This is a genomic window from Desulforamulus ruminis DSM 2154, from assembly GCF_000215085.1.
Lineage (GTDB): Bacteria > Bacillota > Desulfotomaculia > Desulfotomaculales > Desulfotomaculaceae > Desulfotomaculum > Desulfotomaculum ruminis.
This window is the reverse complement of the sequence record NC_015589.1, coordinates 1,919,929-1,936,254: the sequence shown is the minus strand read 5'-3', so window position 1 is coordinate 1,936,254 and position 16,326 is coordinate 1,919,929. Positions and strand designations below refer to the sequence as shown.

Genomic DNA, 16,326 nt, shown 5'->3' with positions numbered 1-16,326 from the left:
CGCCACTAAGGTACATTTTTCCCATGTCCCAGTTCAAACTTCCGGTGCAGGGCCTGGATGGCTTTATGCATCTGATCCTGTTGTACCAGGACCCAAATAGTGGTATGGGAATCGGATGACTGTAAAATTTCCACTTGCTCCTCAGCAAGGGCTTCAACAATATGGGACATGACACCCGGTACACCGTGAATGCCTGCCCCCACGGTGGAAATCTTAGCGCAATTAGGCCGGATCTGCGGGTGGATGCCCAGGTTCTGCAGTACCGCTGTGGCTTTTTTGGCTACCTCGTCTTTTACTGTAAACATGATTAATTCCGGACTCACATTTATGAAATCAATACTGATGTCCGCCAGGGCCAGCGCCTTGAAAATGCGTAAAGCGGGGTTATCAATATTTACCTCGCTGACCGTCAGTTTAAACTGTGTTACTCCGGCAATATGAGCAACGCCGCTGGCCAAGCGGTCGGTGGTAATGTCTATGGTGCCATAGACCTGATTATGACTTGCCACCAGGGTGCCGGGCGAATTGGTAAAGGTGGACCGGACCCGGATGGGGATGTTTTTTTGCATGGCAATCTCTACCGCTCTGGGGTGTATCACTTTTGCCCCTTCATGGGCCAATTGGCAAATCTCATTGTAGGTGACATTATCCAGGATACGGGCATCTTCAACAATTCTGGGGTCTGCTGTCATTATGCCCTCTACGTCGGTAAAAATGTCAATACATTCTGCATTTAATGCCACCCCCAGGGCAGCCGCAGTGGTATCGCTGCCACCCCGCCCCAGGGTAGTAATCTCTCCTTCTTCACTGATCCCCTGAAATCCTGCCACAATTACAATTTTGCCTTCTTTTGCCTGAGAAATCACATTTTTAGGATCCACCCGGAGAATTCGCGCGTCATTATGATTGTGATCCGTAATAATGCCTGCCTGAGCTCCGGTAAGAAATACCGCCTGCCTGCCCATACGCTGCAGGGTGTTAACCATCACCACTCCGGATATGACCTCGCCGCAGGACATGAGTATATCCAGTTCTCTGGCCGGCAGGTCTCGCCCTGCGGCGAGGGCGAAATTTAACAGCGTATCCGTTGCATAGGGTTCTCCTGCCCGGCCAATGGCTGAAACAACCACCACCGGCGCATAGCCCTCATCCACCGCTTCGGCAATTCTGGTAGCCACCCGGTCCCTTAATTCCTGGGTAAGCAAAGAGGTGCCACCAAATTTTTGAACAAGAAAGCGCATGTTTATCTCTTCTCCATTAAGCAATTATATTGAAGTAAAAGCTCTGCAATCTGCACGGCATTGGTGGCCGCCCCCTTGCGGATCTGATCCCCTACCACCCAAAGGTTCAGACCTTTTTCAATGGTATTATCTTCACGAATCCGTCCCACAAACACCTCATCCCTGCCCGAGGTGAACAGGGGCATGGGATAGTTTTTGTTCTGCACATCATCCTGGACAATCATGCCCGGGGCCTGAGATAATATTTCTTTGACCTTTTCAACCGTAAGTTTTTGCTTTGTTTCTATATTAATGGACTCTGAATGGCTGCGGTAAACCGGAACCCGGACCGTGGTGGCCGTAATCTTAATTTCGCTGTCATGCAGAATTTTTTGCGTTTCTTTCACCATTTTCCATTCTTCTTTGGTATAATCCATCTCCTGAAAAACATCAATATGGGGAATCAAGTTAAAGGCAATGGGATAGGCGAATTTATTGGGAGGGTATTCACTGCCTTCGAGAACCGCTTTGGTCTGGGCCGTAAGCTCTTCAATCCCTTCTTTGCCCGCTCCGGAAACCGCCTGGTAGGTGGATACCACCACCCTTTTGATTCCTGCAGCGTCATAAATGGGTTTAAGGGCAACCACCATAATAATGGTAGAACAATTGGGATTGGCAATGATGCCCTTGTGTCCTTTTACATCCTCGGGGTTCACTTCCGGTACCACCAGGGGTACTTCGGGGTCCATGCGAAAATTGCTGCTGTTGTCAATGATAATACAGCCTCGTGCAAAGGCTGCTTCTCTGAATTCCACACTGGCTTTGCCGCCGGCAACCAGAGCGATATCCATGCCTGTAAAAGAATCGGGGGTGGTTTCTTCAACCCGGTATTTTCGTCCCTGAAAATCTATTTCAGTGCCGGCGGAACGGGAAGTAGCACAAAGTTTCAGGTTCTCTATAGGAAAATTACGTTCAGAAAGGATATTTAAAATTTCTTGGCCCACTGCTCCAGAAGCTCCAACCACTACCACATTTACTTTTTTCAAAGTGACTTTCCCTCCTTTATTTAGGTGAAACCCCCCCGATCGGTGACTTACGTGGTTTGTACCAAAACGGGTTGAATTTGTTTTCCTTGTAATGCATATTCAATGGTATCCAGAATTAAATCCATTTTACTTTTCAAAGAATTCGGCTTACCTGCCGGATTATCCTGACCAAAGGGTACCATATATACATTCTTGGTGTTAATTAATAATCCAAGATTTTTTGCATTCATGCCCAGTCCGTCATTGGTGGATATGGCGATAACCACCGGTTTAAGATTACGCAAATGCGCCTTGGCCGCCATCAAGACCGGTGTATCTGTAATGCCATTGGCCAGTTTAGACATGGTATTGCCTGTGCAGGGGGCAATGACGATAATGTCCACCAATTGTTTGGGACCCACCGGTTCCGCACCGGAAATGGTATTGATGGGTTCCCGGCCGGTAATCTTTTTTAGGGCGTCCTTCCATTTCTGGGCTGTACCAAAACGAGTGTCCAGGGTATCCACGGCGTAGCTGATGATCGGGTATACCTCGGCTCCTTCATCCACCAATTCCTGTATTTTAGGCAATATTTCATCAATGGTACAATGGGAGCCGGTTAAGGCAACGCCAATTTTTATGCCTTTAAATCTCATATTCCGCACCTCCGTCAACCATTCCTCTACTGCTCCTCATTCCGTGCCAGCTCCCGAACCAGGAGCTTAGGAATCACTCTGGCCAGGATTTGTCCTGCTGTTTTTGGTGCTACCTTTCCGGGTAATCCCGGCGCCAGCAAGGCTTTGACTCCCAGACGCTCGGCAGCCTCAAAATCGGTGCCGCCCGGCGGGGAAGCAACATCGATGATGACCGCTTCCTCCGAAGCCTTACTAAGAATACAGTTAGTTAACACCATGGAGGGTACAGTATTGAATATGATCTCGGCCTGGGGAATCTCATCCGCCAGCTCATCAAAGGAAATGGCATTCATTCCCTGTTCATAGACCCTTGCCCGCTGGGAGGCATTCCGGCTGACCACCGTGACCTTTGCCCCCATGCCCTGCAGAAGTCTGGCAATGGTAGCCCCGGTCCGCCCAAAACCCAAAACAAAGGACTGACTGCCATGAATGGTGATGGCCGTATTCTCCATGGCCATTTGGACAGCGCCTTCAGCGGAAGGAATGGAATTCAGAATGGCTACTTCATCAAGGTCTAACAGGGTGATTAAACGCACATTACTGCGTTGGACCATTTCTTTTAATTTGGGACGGGCAAAGCCTGCAAAAATCGGCGTCTGGGGTGGCAGTTTAACCAACAGAACTTCCGACAACACCAGGGGGCTTTCGGAATAAACGGAATAGATAATGCTTTTTTCCAGTATGCCCGGTACCGGCAAGATCACTGCCTGCACTTCTGCCAGAGCATCTTCTAGGGTTGGGTATACCTGTACATGGGGGGGATCATTTTTTACCGGAAGACCCACCACCCGTACATAGGCACCCAAGCGAGACAGGGTGGAAACCAATACGATCTCTCTGGCATCACCACCCAGCACAGCCACTTTTACCCCTTTTAAATCAGGCTGCATCTTGTTGCACCCTCCTCTCAATCATGTATTTGCACACTACATGATATGAGTAAGCGGAGAGGGTGGTGCTTGTACCTAGCCACGCCAAACAGAGGTGCGATGGGGATTTAGTTTTGAAACAAAAGGTTTTCCAGTCCGTACACCAGATGCTCTAAATTTACCACCTTACGAACAGCCATGATGAGCCCGGGCATGAAGGACTCCCGGGAGATGGAATCATGCCGGATGGTCAGGGTTTGGCCAATGTCTCCGAGGATCACCTCTTGATGAGCAACCAACCCCGGCAGCCGTACACTGTGAATCCTCATTCCTTCGTAATTGCCTCCACGCACACCCTGAATTTTTTCAAATTCACTGGGCATGCCCTGGGGCCGATTCCCTCTTACAGAGGTAATGATTTCCGCTGTTTTTAAAGCGGTACCGGAAGGCGCATCCACCTTTTGATCATGATGCAGTTCAATAATCTCCACATTCGGAAAATATTTGGCCGCTTCGGCAGCAAACTTCATCATCAACAGCGCTCCAATGGCAAAATTGGGAGCGATCAGCCCACCTATTTTTTTGCTCTGGGCCAAAGCGGTAAAGTGTTCAATCTCTTGGGTCGACATGCCGGTTGTACCGACCACCGGTCTGACCCCGTGCTTCAGTGCCAGTTCGATATTTCCCTGTACCGCTCCGGGTCTGGTGAAATCAATCAATACATCCGGTTTCTGATATAAAAGAACCTCTTCCAGATTTCCGGATAGGGTTACATCCACATCCGGCCTCCCAATGAGAGGACCAATACAATCTCCAATTCCCTGGTGATCAACTGCTCCAACCAGCAGCAATCCGTCTGCATTGGCCACAGCCTTACAAGATTCAAGGCCCATTTTACCCAATGCTCCTGACACAACAACTTTTATCACCGTTTCATCACCTCTAAAATTATCACAGGTATAATTATGCACTTTATTATGAACCCCAATATTTGCGCTTGTCAAGAAGATTCCCCACGAAGGGGTTAAGAATAGTATAGCCGAAAAGGCCCTTCAGGAAAACCGGTCATAAAAATCCCTGCCCTCCTGTTTACCGAAGCGAACTTCTTTGTCCATGGATCTTCCCTCCCATAAGCCCCCGGTAAAAACAAAAAGAACCCCCTGGGGGGTTCAATAAGAATATCTCTGAAATATGGGATTGCCCTGATCCATCTCTACAATAACAACCTCTTCCCCAATCTTTCGTATGGCGTCCCAGGGAATAACCATCTGCTGCCGGTCCACCCACATGTTAATAAAATTATTCCGGCGAGGTAATATAATGGAACAAACCGCACCGGATTCAACATCAATGGTTAAATCCGATTCCCCAATGACTCCCAAACGGGCTCCGTTATTAATATTTACAATTTCTTTGCCCACCAGCTCCGCCATCCGCATGGTGTCTCCTCCTTATCTGAATCGTAGCCTTTTTAAACGGTTCATGACTTTATTGATGTAAGGACTGATGATGGACAACAAAAAAGACAGGGCAGCCATAGGCTCCAGGCTTACCGTGTGTATATTTACCCTGGACGGAACATCAATTTCCAGAAAGGTTGTCAGCATCACCATGGAAAGGTAAATCCCTCCGGCAGTCCCAACCAGTGCCGCCAGAGACTCGGAAAGGGGTGAAGATTTGTTCTCACCGATGACATCCCATTCCTTGCGAAAACGTTTCTGCTTCAGCCGCTCCTTTACCGAAAAAAAGATCAGCAGGGTTGCCAGTATGGCTATCAGGATGCTGCCTGTCACATTTGTCCACCTCCTGCTAAAGTCTATGGCTGTGCTTGGACAAATATGACTGGGGTTCGTATTTTATAGATAGCAAAAAGCCCATTAAAAAACCTCCCCGGAGGAGGTTTTTTCATTAATCCCTTAATTTTTCAAGCTCCGCCTTTAACTCACCGCAATCCTGCCAGGGTCCGATGGCAGCCATAGAGAACTTTTCAGGTTGAAACAGGCTCGAAGCCATACGATGAATATCCTCAATGGTGATTTTGTTTAACCTTTCTACGATTTCCTCCGGCTTATAGACCTTTTTCAAGTACAGTTCCGATTTGCCCAGACGGCTCATGTGCGTATTAACGCTTTCCAGGGACAATAAAAGATTCCCTTTTAGCTGGTCTTTGGCCCGCTGCAGCTCTTCTCCAGAGATTCCCTTATTCTTTATATCTTTAATTTCTTTAAAAATTAACTCCATGACCTGGCCCACATTTTGTTTGCTTAAACCCGCATATACGCCGAAAATCCCTGTATCATAATAGGAACTATGATAGGAGTAGACAGAGTACACCAGTCCCCTTTGTTCCCTGATTTCTTGGAATAAGCGGGAGGATAAGCCGCCTCCCAGAACGGTGTTGATGACCTGAACAATATAAACATCATCGTCTTCCAGGCGTAAACCCGGAGTACCAATGACCATATGCACTTGTTCTGTTTCTTTGTTGCGGCAGTTTAATTCGCTGGAATGGGTTGGCTTTACCAACTGACGTTTAAATTCATTGCCCGGCATTTTTTCAAATATGGGCTTAAGCTTATCCACCACCTGCTGGTGCTCGATATTGCCGGCTACGGAAATAACCATACGGTTGGCAATATAGTTTTGTGCCATGTAGGAACGTAAATCTTTGTATGTAAAACTGCTGACGGTCTCTGTGGTGCCGATAATGGGTCTGCCTAAAGGATGACCGGACCAGATGGTCTTGGCAAACATATCGTGAACCAGTTCGTCGGGAGCATCTTCATACATCTTGATTTCCTCTAGGATCACGTTCTTCTCCCGTTCTACATCCTGCTCATCAATTTTAGAATTAAAAAGCATATCCGTGAGAATATTCACCGCCAAATCAAAATGCTCATCCAATACCTTGGCATAATAACAGGTATATTCCTTGGTGGTAAAAGCATTTAACTGGCCGCCCACAGCATCCAATTCCTCGGCAATTTGTTTGGCTGTCCGATTCATCGTACCCTTAAACAACATGTGTTCGATATAATGAGAGATTCCGGCAGTGCTATCGCTCTCATCCCGGGAACCCACGTCCACCCAAATCCCCAGAGCCACGGACCGGACATGGGAAACCCTTTGTGTTAAAATTCTTACTCCGTTTGCTAGTTCTTCTTTTTGGTAAAACATCAGAACCCCTCCTGGAAACTCATTAAAGTTACGATATTCTTCACAAGTAGATAAAAACCTTTATTCTATGGTTAATTTTTCAGGATTGGAATCAGTATGCCCCGAATCGTGGACTCTATTTATAAAGCTTTATTTTTTCTTTTCCGGTGCTGTTTTGGCAGTCATCCCATCCATCATTTCTCCAACCATCACGAATTGATAGCCCTGCTTCTTTAATTCCTGGATGATTTGCGGCAAGGCGCTTACCGTGGGGGCCGTAGGGTGCATCAAAACAATGGCGCCATTATGCGCTTTGCCCACCACCCTGCGCACAATCACCTCCGGGGAAGGACGCTGCCAGTCGATGGTATCAATGCTCCATAAAATAAAGGAATAGCCCTGTTCCTCCGCTGCCTTTAAAACAGCCGCTCCTTTTTCGCCATAGGGAGGGGCGTACAGTTTGGGTCTTTTATGAATGGCTTGGTAAATGAGCTCCTCGGCTTTTTGCATATCCCTTAGGTTGGCGCTCTTGGATAACTGGTCCGGATGGGGATGGGCATAACCGTGGGTTCCCACTTCATGGCCCGCGCCATCGATGGATTTTAGCAGTTCAGGAAAGTCCTCTACCCAGGTTCCTCCGGGAAAAAAAGTCATTTTAACATCGTGCTCCTGTAATATTTCCAGCATTCTAGGAATGTATTCTTCACCCCAAAAGATATTGCAAGTTAAAGCAATCTTCTTTTCACGATCACTGCCTTGATAAATGGGCGACAGGGTTCTTTCGGTTCTTTCCCTGGTGGCTAAAAAACCAAGACCGATAAAAATTGCACCGATCAGCAGCCAGAGGATGGTTTTATAGACCATTCCCCTTCTTATATAGAATACCTTCATATTCCTTTCCTCCTTGTTAAATCTTGTCATAGATCTCTATGCAGGAAAGAAAAGGAATAGTATACTTCCGGCATACAGAATGAAAAACTACCATGGCTGAAACATTTTTCTTGGCCCTGTTTTTGTCAATTAAAGATTTCCCATAGCCTGTGCCGATAATCCTTATAAAGAATACGGTGGAAAGATTCAGAACCGCGAAAGTAGGTGTTCTTTATGGAATACAGCTCAATACCGCCCGGTGGCCCTGTGGAACAAAAAAGCAGCGTCCACCAAATTTCTAAAAGCACCCCTAAGGAAGGCCGCAGTCAAAGTAGTGCCGCCAGTCCTCCTGCCCCGCCATCGGAGCAGAGCCAGGAGGATGCGGCGGTTCTTGCGCCGGAAACCGTTGATACAATCCTGACCCAGAAAGATGAAATGGAACAAGAATTGGACCGATTTTACCAAATGGTGTATGAAAGCAATCAAAAAATTAAAGCAGCCGCAGAAAAATTGAAACCTTTACGGGTGGAGCCACGACCGATGCCCTCGGTATTAGGTCTCTCGCTGAATGGCGCCGCCTCCAAACTAAAGGGTTCAGGCATGCGGGTGGGGCAGGTGGTGGCGGAATACAGCGAACGGGTGCCTGAAGGTCAAGTGATTACCCAGGTTCCCGCCCCTGGAGGAGCCTCGTCTAAAAATGCTAAGATTAAACTGGTTATCAGCAAAGGTCCGCCGCCGGAAAAAGAAAGGCACAGCACCTTGAAGAAGCAGGATCAGGTGGCTTATACTCCCATGAAGAGCAAGCATGATCCGGACAAAAACGAAGCAAGCCCGGCGGATATCCTTACCGGAACCGGCGAGATTATTGTGTAAAAATAACAAAACCGCAGGTACGGTTTTTCCGTACCTGCGGTTTTGTTATGGTTTTTATACAGTTAAAAACCTACAAGGCAAAGACGTGCTGCCCGATTTTGGTAACAATGGGCCGGTTCCAGACCCATTTGCTGGTGGCGGTAACCGGGTTCCAGTAATAGATCGCTCCTCCGGTGGGGTCCCAACCCTTTACAGCCGCATCCACTGCTTGATAGGCACTGGAGTTGGGCGTCATGTAAAATTGGCCGTCCTGTACGGCTGTAAAGGCCAAGGGCTGATAAATGACCTCTTGAACAGAGTTTCCAAATTGACCGGAATACAGCCGGTTTAGTACCACCGAGGCCACGGCCACCTGCCCCTGGAAGGACTCTCCCCTAGCCTCGCCGTAGACAATTCTGGCTAAATCATACATGTCCTGCCTGGAAAGTGAAATGGAACCCCGGGATACGGTTTGTGTCTGTGCACGTTGGGCCTGTCCGCCGCTAACCTGGCGTATAAGCGCATTGGCCGTTATTTTTCCGACAATTCCGTCCGCCACTAAACCGTTATTCCCTTGAAAATTTTTCACTGCCTGAAGGGTCTGCCAACCGAATGCTCCGTCGACCTTACCAACTTTATAACCAAGGTACCCTAGGTTTTTTTGCAGTTGTTGTACATCATAACCCTGGGAGCCATACCGGAGGGTCCGGTCACCCAGGTAAGCATCGGCCTTTTGCAAGGGTAAAATCAGTAGCAAGCTGAATACAAAAAAGGACAGAAGCATTGCTACTTTCTTGCCTTTAATGATCGTCATCACCTCTGTTCTTAATAAATGCAGCAGCTTGGCCAAATTAATTTTACCTATTCCTTAGGATATTTGGCAAAGAGTGTATTGCCTGCTAAAAGCAGATATATTCCACTCACCCGCTATAAAAAAAATATAACCGGTAATGGAAAGTTAAATCAAATGTTCACTCCCATTTACCGGTTGATGAGATTTTATTCCTTGGTAGGTTTTGGTCTGCTAAAAGGTCTGCGTTCCTTGCGTTCACCGGCAGGTGCTTCCTCTACCGGCGGCGCCATCCCCATATCCCGCAAAGCTTCTTTGCGGGACAGTTTAAGCCGTCCCTGGTGGTCATATCCGGTGGCTTTAACGGTGATAATTTCACCTTCCTTAACCACATCTTCGGTTTTTTCCACCCGCTGGAAAGCCAATTGGGAAATATGGACCAATCCCTCTTTGCCCTGTAGTCCCATGACGCCGGGGATCACTTCCACAAAGCAACCAAAATCCGTTACCCGGGTAACCTTCCCTTCATAAAGCTTGCCAACCTCAACCTCGGCAGTGATAGACTGGATAATCTGCAGGGCCCGTTTGCCCTTTTCCCGGTCCACGGCGGCAATAAATACTCTGCCGTCATCTTCAATATCAATATCCGCACCGGTTTCCTCAACCAGCTTCTTGATAATCTTTCCGCCGGGTCCAATAACATCGCGGATTTTATCCGGATGGATGGTGGTGCGTAAAATACTGGGCGCATACTGGGAAATCTCCGGACGGGGCTCGGGAATCACCTTCAGCATCTCACCCATAATATGCATACGGCCTCTGTAGGCTTGCGCAAGGGCCTGCTCAAAGACTTCCCGGGTAATCCCCGGAATCTTTATATCCATTTGCAGCGCAGTAATGCCGTTGGCAGTTCCGGCCACTTTAAAGTCCATGTCGCCCAAGTGGTCTTCCAGTCCCTGGATATCGGTCAAGACCGTAAATTGATCCTCTTCCATAATTAAACCCATAGCCACCCCGGCAACCGGGGCTTTTAAAGGTACGCCGGCATCCATCAGGGACAAAGTACTTCCACAAACGCTGCCCATGGAGGTGGAACCATTGGATTCAAGAGCCTCCGAAACCACCCTTAAAGTATAAGGGAAAACTTCTTCCGAAGGAATCATGGGTTCCAGTGCCCTTTCCGCCAGAGCGCCGTGCCCGATTTCACGCCGGCCGGGAGAACGCATGGGTTTGGTCTCGCCGGTGCTGAAGGGCGGGAAGTTGTAGTGGTGCATATAGCGCTTGGTCTCATCCAGGCCGAGCCCATCCAGGATTTGCTCTTCACTGACACAACCCAGGGTAGCTACCGTTAAAATCTGTGTTTGTCCGCGGGTAAACAGTCCTGAACCATGGGTACGGGGAAGAACGCCGGCTTCAACGGAAATGGGACGGACTTCATCCACCGCCCTGCCGTCAATGCGCAGCTTATCATGGGTAATGATTCGCCGTACAACCTTCTTCTCCGCCTTCTCAATGAAAGCAAGCACTTGTTTCTCATTTTCCGGGAACTGTTCCAGGAAAGATTTCTTTAAGCCGGTCATCACTTCGTCCATGTAGGCTTCCCGGTCTTTCTTGGTTAGTTTTTCCCTGGAGCAATGCAGAACAGCCTCACGGATGGTTTCTTCCGCTTTGGGAAGGATCGCTTCTCCCATGTCCGGATCACTTTCCGGTTCCGGAACAACCATTTTTTCATGGGCCAAGCCCATTTCAAGGGCGGCTGTGCGGAATTCTTCAATAAAATTGACAATCTCTTGAACCACGCTATGACCAAACATAATGGCTTCCAGCATTTGATCTTCCGGAACTTCCTTGGCGCCGGCTTCCACCATCATAACCGCATCATCGGTACCGGCTACCACCAGATGCATATCACTGTTCTCTGCCTGCCTTACCATAGGGTTTACTACAAACTGGCCGTCAACCCGGCCAACAATAACGCCGCCAATGGGCTTTTTCAAGGGGATCTTGGATATATGCAGCGCAGCGGAGGCGCCAATCATGGCCGCGATCTCCGGAGCGTTATCCTGATCCACCGATAAAACCGTAGCAACCACCTGAACTTCGTTCCTCATATGTTTGGGAAATAAAGGCCGAATGGGCCGGTCGATCAATCTTCCCGAAAGAATCGCCTTTTCACTGGGACGGCCTTCCCTTTTTATAAATCCTCCAGGGATTTTGCCTACAGCATAGAGCCGCTCTTCATAATCAACGGTCAGCGGGAAAAAATCAATATCCCGGGTATTTTTGGCCACAGTCGCCGTTACAATGACCACCGTATCGCCATATTTAACCAATACGGCTCCACTGGCTTGTTTGGCCAGACGACCGGTCTCCAGGGAAATGGTTCTTCCCCCCAGGTTCATTTCCCTGATTAATTTTTGACTCTCTTCTAGCATTCTGTTTTTCTAACCTCCTGAATCTCCTATTCTCCTTACAAATGTTAGCAATTCGACATTTTTTATAGTATTTCCTTCTTAATTAAAGAAAAATACCACTTTTACCGACTTTAACTTATGTAAAATAATAAAAGCGGGCCTATAAGCCCGCTTTTGCTACTTGCGCAGTCCTAATTTTTCAATTATTTTACGGTACCGGTTAAAATCACGGTCCCGCAGATAATTCAAAAGGGCGCGACGCTGACCGACCATTTTTAAGAGACCACGACGTGAATGGTGGTCTTTCTTAAAAGACTTCAGGTGTTCGGTGAGCTGATTGATACGTTCGGTTAACAGGGCGATTTGCACTTCTGGAGAACCGGTATCATTTTCGTGGGTTTTGAAAGTCTGAATAATTTCATTCTTTTTTTCTACCGTTAATGCCACGGGATTCACCTCCTTAACTAAATAATCGCTGTTACCCAAGACAATCGTCGGAGTGAACGAAATTCCCTAGATAACAGTTCATGGAAAATCACTTCCCAATTATGGTTATCACCAAACGGCCATTTTCAATATCCTTAGCAACAATATCAAACATACGGCCTGATTTGGCAAAAAAACCTCTAAATCTTGTGGCAGTGGGAATACGCCCCGGGATACCTCTGGCCGCGCAGATAATATCCGTCGTTGTTATTTTATCCTGACGAAAATCCCTCAGGCGCTTGTGAGCATGCTCTGTGATAATGATTCGCATACATCACACCATTAACAACTATGGGACTGGTAACGGCAATCCTCATCATCCTCCTGGGCCAGGAAGGCATATAAGGCATCTTGAAAGGCCGTAATCCTTACATTGTCAAGGTTGGATTTTACATACAGGGATTCCAACTCTCGCTTGAGACTTTGGAACTCCTCACTGACGCAAATCAAAGCAATATGATTCAGCCAGCGTTTGACTTCCTCCTCCGGAGTGTCAAATTTCGGATATCCCATGGACAACGTCTCCTTTCAATCTCTCTCGGGACGTTTGCCGCATTCATTGTAGCATAACGTGTACAAGAAGTAAATGTTAGGCAATAATAAATATATTAGGAATACCCGGTGAATATTCGACTTTATTCGTAAGGGAATTAATCAACTCTGGCATTTTGTACATCCATGCGGATCTGCTGAATTAAATCGGTAACGGAATTAAATTTTTTCTCATCCCTTAACCGACGGGTGTAATTGACCCGGATTTTTTTGCCATACAAATCACCGCAAAAGTCCAGCAAGTGCACCTCAATATTGGTTCGTTGACTATTGCTGTGAAAGGTCGGTTTGGTTCCTACATTGGTTACGCCAATATAGATCTCATGATCCACTTCAACTTTGACTCTGTAAACGCCTTTGGCCGGAACCACCATGCCTTCCGGGCATTCCACATTGGCCGTAGGAAATCCCAGGGTATTCCCCCGCCGTTCACCGAGAACCACCGTTCCTTCGGTAAAAGGGTAATATCCCAGTAGTTTTCTGGCGGACACCACATCCCCCTCCGCCAGCTTGCTGCGAATAAGGGAACTGCTTACAATTTGTCCGCCAACTTTAACCGGTGGAATCACATTTAAAAAATAATCGTATTTTTCACCGTACTGCCAAAGGGTCTCCGGAGTTCCACGCCCCTGGTGACCAAAAGTATAATTATAGCCAACCACAATGCCTTTTACAGACAGTTGCCCCCAAAGCACTTTTTCTATAAAATCCGCCGGGCTTCGTTTGGCGAACTCCATGGTAAAAGGAAGCATCAGCAGTAAATCAACCCCCAACTGGGCCATCATGTTTTCCTTGGCTTCACGGCTGAGCAACATAGGTGGTGTCCGTTCCGGCCTTAAAACTTGAAGGGGGTGCGGATAAAAAGTTAACACGGCGGCGGTACCGCCGGAGCGGTGTGCGCTGGTTACCGCTTCACCGATCAGTTTTTGATGACCTAGATGAATTCCATCAAAATTTCCCAGGGCTACAACGATACCTGGATATCTATTTTTAAGCCCTTCAAGACTCTCATAAATACGCAACGCCAATACCCCCTGCGTTTTTTAACAGTGCGTCTTTTATATAGAATGCCCATGATTTCTCCGGGCAATCACTTCTCTTTGGTAATCAATCAGAGGATAATACCGTTTCAGGTTTAAATATTTGCCGCAGGCCTTGTTCCTGTTGGTCCAAAACCGCTTTATAAATACCCAGCAAGCGACCATTATGCTGGACTTGAACCATTTCCTGCTCCTGAATTGCGCGGGAAATCTTCTTCACTCCCGCAGGAAAGAGAGTGGATCCCGAAACAATGGGTTTCAAAGCGGTAGCATGAATTTCAATCACCGGCAAATTGCTTACGGCCTGCTCCATGGGTAAAAGGGCTTCTTCTAGGCGGTTGTTTTCCGCTAATAAATTTAATTGTTCCAAGGTAAAGCTCTTTTCCAAGGTAAAGGCACCCACCCGGGAACGCAATAAAAAGGACATATAAGCGCTGCAGCCCAATGCCTTCCCTATATCCGAGCAAAGGCTTCGCACATATGTCCCCTTAGAGCAGGTGACATCCAATAATATTCTGGGGTGAGGTTTTTGCCAATGCCAACCGGCAATAAAACGCAAATCATGGATGGTAATCATTCTGGAGGGGACTTCCACCTTTTGACCGGCCCGCTCCAATTGATATAATTTTTTACCTTTTATTTTAATGGCTGAAGACATGGGCGGGGTTTGTTGTATTTTCCCTGTAAACAAGGGTAAAACCCCCAGCAGTTGTTCCGGTGAGATTCGCGAAGCATCCTGTTCTTCCAAAATCTCACCAAAGGCGTCCAGGGAAGTGGTGGCCACACCCAGTGTTAATTCTGCCCGGTACGTCTTATCCCCTTCGGTGACAAACCGGGTCAGGCGGGTGGCCTTCCCCAGGCAAACCGGTAAAACACCGGCTGCACCGGGGTCAAGGGTCCCGGTATGCCCGCATTTCTTAATTCCCGTCAGCCTACGGATAAAATAAACAACATCGTGGGAGGTCATGCCCGGTGGTTTTAAAACATTCATGATCCCATCCAAGCTAACACCCCCGCAATAACCGGTGAGCCTCTTTCAAGACCTCATCTTTTACTTTTGCCAAATCAGCCTCGATGGTGCATCCGGAGGCACGGACATGGCCTCCGCCGCCGAAGGTCCCGGCTAAAAGGTTCACATCCACTTTATATTTGGAACGAAAACTGACTTTAACCAGATTGCTGCCCAGTTCTCTGAAGACAATGGCCAGTTCAACCCCTTTGATCTTCCTCGGATAATTGATTAGCCCGTCCACGTGCTGGTCTTCGGCTCCGACCCTTTGAATTTGCTCCTGGGTAATACTCATCCAGGCAATTTGACCGCACTCACTCAATTCCAAGGTTCCCAGGGCCACCTCCATTAACCGGATGGATTCCAAAGGCTGCTCGCCAAAAATTAAATTGGACAGCTTAGAAACCGGCACCCCGTGATCGATGAGCCGGGCAACTTTTTGGTGGGTCCCCGGCGTGGTATTTTCGTAACGGAAAGAACCCGTATCCGTAACAATGGCTGTGTAAAGATTCACGGCAATATCCAACACGAGATCCACCTGCAGCAAATCCAGGAGATCCATGACAATTTCACCGGTCGCCGCCGCCCTGGTGTGAATATAGTTATAATTCCCGAAGGGATGGTCATTGACATGATGATCCAGGATCGCCACCGGCAAATCTCTTTCCAGCAGCGGGAGTACCAGAGGCCCCGGGCGATCCTTGACCGAACAATCCAAAACAATCAGCAAATCATAATCCCGCTCGGGCAAATGACCTACGGTAATCTCTTCAACACCGGGAAGAAACAAATATACCTCAGGAATGGGATCGGAACTGACCATGGTCACTTCCTTGCCTAGCCTTCGGAGCCCTAAGCCCAGGGCCAATACTGAACCAAGGCTGTCACCATCGGGCATAATGTGACCGCACAACAGCGGCCTTTTTGCGCCTTTGATGATCTCCGCCACCTGGGAAAGATTATTCATTAGTGGAGCTTTCCTCCTGCTTATTCACTTCATGAAGCAGCTTCATGATCCGGGTTCCATGATCCAGAGAAGTATCCAGTTTAAAAATTAATTCCGGCGCATGCCGAACCTTAATTCTGCGTCCTACTTCGCTCCGCAGAAACCCGGCAACCTTCTGGAGGGCTTGCAGGGTCTCCTGGCGTTGTTCTTCGGAACCCATAACGCTCACAAATATTTTGGCATAGGATAAGTCGCGGGTTACTTCCACCCCGGTGATGGTTACAAAACCCACCCTGGGATCCTTCACTTCTTGACAAATCAAGTCGGCAACTTCTTTTTTTATGGCTTCAGCAATCCGTTCCGGCCGGTGTGACATAGACACACCTCCTGTGGTAATATTGT

Annotated in this window: 19 protein-coding genes; 1 reads left to right on the top strand and 18 read right to left on the bottom strand. The window is 47.9% G+C overall.

The window, feature by feature from the left end; all coding sequences use genetic code 11:
* Window positions 1–5 precede the first annotated feature (5 nt).
* The 9 genes from dapG to DESRU_RS09710 all read right to left on the bottom strand — a co-directional run bounded on the left by dapG (window position 6) and on the right by DESRU_RS09710 (window position 7,856).
* A complete protein-coding gene (gene dapG, locus DESRU_RS09750; RefSeq protein ID WP_013841940.1) occupies window positions 6–1,241 on the bottom strand; it encodes an aspartate kinase in 1,236 nt (411 codons plus the stop codon).
* Between the two features lie 2 nt (window positions 1,242–1,243).
* Window positions 1,244–2,266 carry an aspartate-semialdehyde dehydrogenase gene (locus tag DESRU_RS09745; protein ID WP_013841939.1) on the bottom strand — a complete coding sequence of 341 codons (1,023 nt, stop codon included), beginning with the start codon at window positions 2,264–2,266 and terminating at the stop codon, window positions 1,244–1,246.
* Window positions 2,267–2,313: 47 nt separating this feature from the next.
* A complete protein-coding gene (locus DESRU_RS09740) occupies window positions 2,314–2,901 on the bottom strand; it encodes a dipicolinate synthase subunit B (RefSeq protein WP_013841938.1) in 588 nt (195 codons plus the stop codon).
* A 26-nt stretch (window positions 2,902–2,927) separates the two neighbouring features.
* Window positions 2,928–3,830: a dipicolinate synthase subunit DpsA gene (dpsA, locus tag DESRU_RS09735; RefSeq protein WP_013841937.1), complete on the bottom strand. Its 903-nt coding sequence runs from the start codon at window positions 3,828–3,830 to the stop codon at window positions 2,928–2,930.
* A 107-nt stretch (window positions 3,831–3,937) separates the two neighbouring features.
* Window positions 3,938–4,738, bottom strand: coding sequence for a 4-hydroxy-tetrahydrodipicolinate reductase (gene dapB / locus DESRU_RS09730; RefSeq protein ID WP_013841936.1), 801 nt, complete (start codon window positions 4,736–4,738; stop codon window positions 3,938–3,940).
* A gap of 240 nt (window positions 4,739–4,978) precedes the next feature.
* Entirely contained in the window at window positions 4,979–5,248 is a 270-nt protein-coding gene (locus DESRU_RS09725) for a YlmC/YmxH family sporulation protein (protein WP_013841935.1), read from the bottom strand.
* A 12-nt stretch (window positions 5,249–5,260) separates the two neighbouring features.
* Entirely contained in the window at window positions 5,261–5,602 is a 342-nt protein-coding gene (locus DESRU_RS09720) for a hypothetical protein (RefSeq protein ID WP_013841934.1), read from the bottom strand.
* Window positions 5,603–5,717: 115 nt separating this feature from the next.
* On the bottom strand, window positions 5,718–6,986 hold the full coding sequence (locus tag DESRU_RS09715) for a M16 family metallopeptidase (protein WP_013841933.1): 1,269 nt from the start codon (window positions 6,984–6,986) through the stop codon (window positions 5,718–5,720).
* Between the two features lie 129 nt (window positions 6,987–7,115).
* A complete protein-coding gene (locus DESRU_RS09710; protein ID WP_013841932.1) occupies window positions 7,116–7,856 on the bottom strand; it encodes a polysaccharide deacetylase family protein in 741 nt (246 codons plus the stop codon).
* A 213-nt stretch (window positions 7,857–8,069) separates the two neighbouring features.
* Here DESRU_RS09710 and DESRU_RS09705 point away from each other — a divergent pair, with 213 nt between their 5' ends.
* Entirely contained in the window at window positions 8,070–8,708 is a 639-nt protein-coding gene (locus DESRU_RS09705) for a PASTA domain-containing protein (RefSeq protein WP_013841931.1), read from the top strand.
* Between the two features lie 70 nt (window positions 8,709–8,778).
* On the opposite strand, the gene sleB is transcribed toward DESRU_RS09705, so the two are convergent.
* The 9 genes from sleB to rbfA form a co-directional block, all read right to left on the bottom strand.
* Window positions 8,779–9,501: a spore cortex-lytic enzyme gene (gene sleB, locus DESRU_RS09700; RefSeq protein WP_081462068.1), complete on the bottom strand. Its 723-nt coding sequence runs from the start codon at window positions 9,499–9,501 to the stop codon at window positions 8,779–8,781.
* A gap of 185 nt (window positions 9,502–9,686) precedes the next feature.
* Entirely contained in the window at window positions 9,687–11,912 is a 2,226-nt protein-coding gene (locus DESRU_RS09695) for a polyribonucleotide nucleotidyltransferase (RefSeq protein WP_013841929.1), read from the bottom strand.
* A gap of 156 nt (window positions 11,913–12,068) precedes the next feature.
* Window positions 12,069–12,338, bottom strand: a complete 270-nt coding sequence (rpsO, locus tag DESRU_RS09690; protein WP_013841928.1) for a 30S ribosomal protein S15 — start codon at window positions 12,336–12,338, stop codon at window positions 12,069–12,071.
* An 88-nt stretch (window positions 12,339–12,426) separates the two neighbouring features.
* Window positions 12,427–12,648 carry a hypothetical protein gene (locus DESRU_RS09685; protein ID WP_013841927.1) on the bottom strand — a complete coding sequence of 74 codons (222 nt, stop codon included), beginning with the start codon at window positions 12,646–12,648 and terminating at the stop codon, window positions 12,427–12,429.
* 11 nt (window positions 12,649–12,659) lie between these two features.
* Window positions 12,660–12,890: a hypothetical protein gene (locus tag DESRU_RS09680; protein ID WP_013841926.1), complete on the bottom strand. Its 231-nt coding sequence runs from the start codon at window positions 12,888–12,890 to the stop codon at window positions 12,660–12,662.
* A gap of 137 nt (window positions 12,891–13,027) precedes the next feature.
* The gene (locus DESRU_RS09675; protein WP_013841925.1) at window positions 13,028–13,951 is read right to left on the bottom strand and encodes a bifunctional riboflavin kinase/FAD synthetase; all 924 of its coding nucleotides are present in this window, start codon (window positions 13,949–13,951) and stop codon (window positions 13,028–13,030) included.
* A gap of 85 nt (window positions 13,952–14,036) precedes the next feature.
* On the bottom strand, window positions 14,037–14,972 hold the full coding sequence (gene truB / locus DESRU_RS09670; protein ID WP_013841924.1) for a tRNA pseudouridine(55) synthase TruB: 936 nt from the start codon (window positions 14,970–14,972) through the stop codon (window positions 14,037–14,039).
* A gap of 1 nt (window position 14,973) precedes the next feature.
* Window positions 14,974–15,945, bottom strand: a complete 972-nt coding sequence (locus tag DESRU_RS09665; RefSeq protein ID WP_013841923.1) for a DHH family phosphoesterase — start codon at window positions 15,943–15,945, stop codon at window positions 14,974–14,976.
* The gene (gene rbfA / locus DESRU_RS09660; RefSeq protein WP_013841922.1) at window positions 15,938–16,300 is read right to left on the bottom strand and encodes a 30S ribosome-binding factor RbfA; all 363 of its coding nucleotides are present in this window, start codon (window positions 16,298–16,300) and stop codon (window positions 15,938–15,940) included. Before rbfA ends, DESRU_RS09665 begins: the two co-directional genes overlap by 8 nt.
* Window positions 16,301–16,326 lie beyond the last annotated feature (26 nt).

Bases quoted from the DNA above. Each gene is read 5' to 3' on its own strand.
- dapG (WP_013841940.1), bottom strand. From the start codon at position 1,241: ATGCGCTTTCTTGTTCAAAAATTTGGTGGCACCTCTTTGCTTACCCAG.
- DESRU_RS09740 (WP_013841938.1), bottom strand. From the start codon at position 2,901: ATGAGATTTAAAGGCATAAAAATTGGCGTTGCCTTAACCGGCTCCCAT.
- dpsA (WP_013841937.1), bottom strand. From the start codon at position 3,830: ATGCAGCCTGATTTAAAAGGGGTAAAAGTGGCTGTGCTGGGTGGTGAT.
- DESRU_RS09725 (WP_013841935.1), bottom strand. From the start codon at position 5,248: ATGCGGATGGCGGAGCTGGTGGGCAAAGAAATTGTAAATATTAATAAC.
- DESRU_RS09715 (WP_013841933.1), bottom strand. From the start codon at position 6,986: ATGTTTTACCAAAAAGAAGAACTAGCAAACGGAGTAAGAATTTTAACA.
- DESRU_RS09710 (WP_013841932.1), bottom strand. From the start codon at position 7,856: ATGAAGGTATTCTATATAAGAAGGGGAATGGTCTATAAAACCATCCTC.
- DESRU_RS09705 (WP_013841931.1), top strand. From the start codon at position 8,070: ATGGAATACAGCTCAATACCGCCCGGTGGCCCTGTGGAACAAAAAAGC.
- sleB (WP_081462068.1), bottom strand. From the start codon at position 9,501: ATGACGATCATTAAAGGCAAGAAAGTAGCAATGCTTCTGTCCTTTTTT.
- DESRU_RS09695 (WP_013841929.1), bottom strand. From the start codon at position 11,912: ATGCTAGAAGAGAGTCAAAAATTAATCAGGGAAATGAACCTGGGGGGA.
- DESRU_RS09685 (WP_013841927.1), bottom strand. From the start codon at position 12,648: ATGCGAATCATTATCACAGAGCATGCTCACAAGCGCCTGAGGGATTTT.
- DESRU_RS09680 (WP_013841926.1), bottom strand. From the start codon at position 12,890: ATGGGATATCCGAAATTTGACACTCCGGAGGAGGAAGTCAAACGCTGG.
- DESRU_RS09665 (WP_013841923.1), bottom strand. From the start codon at position 15,945: ATGAATAATCTTTCCCAGGTGGCGGAGATCATCAAAGGCGCAAAAAGG.
- rbfA (WP_013841922.1), bottom strand. From the start codon at position 16,300: ATGTCACACCGGCCGGAACGGATTGCTGAAGCCATAAAAAAAGAAGTT.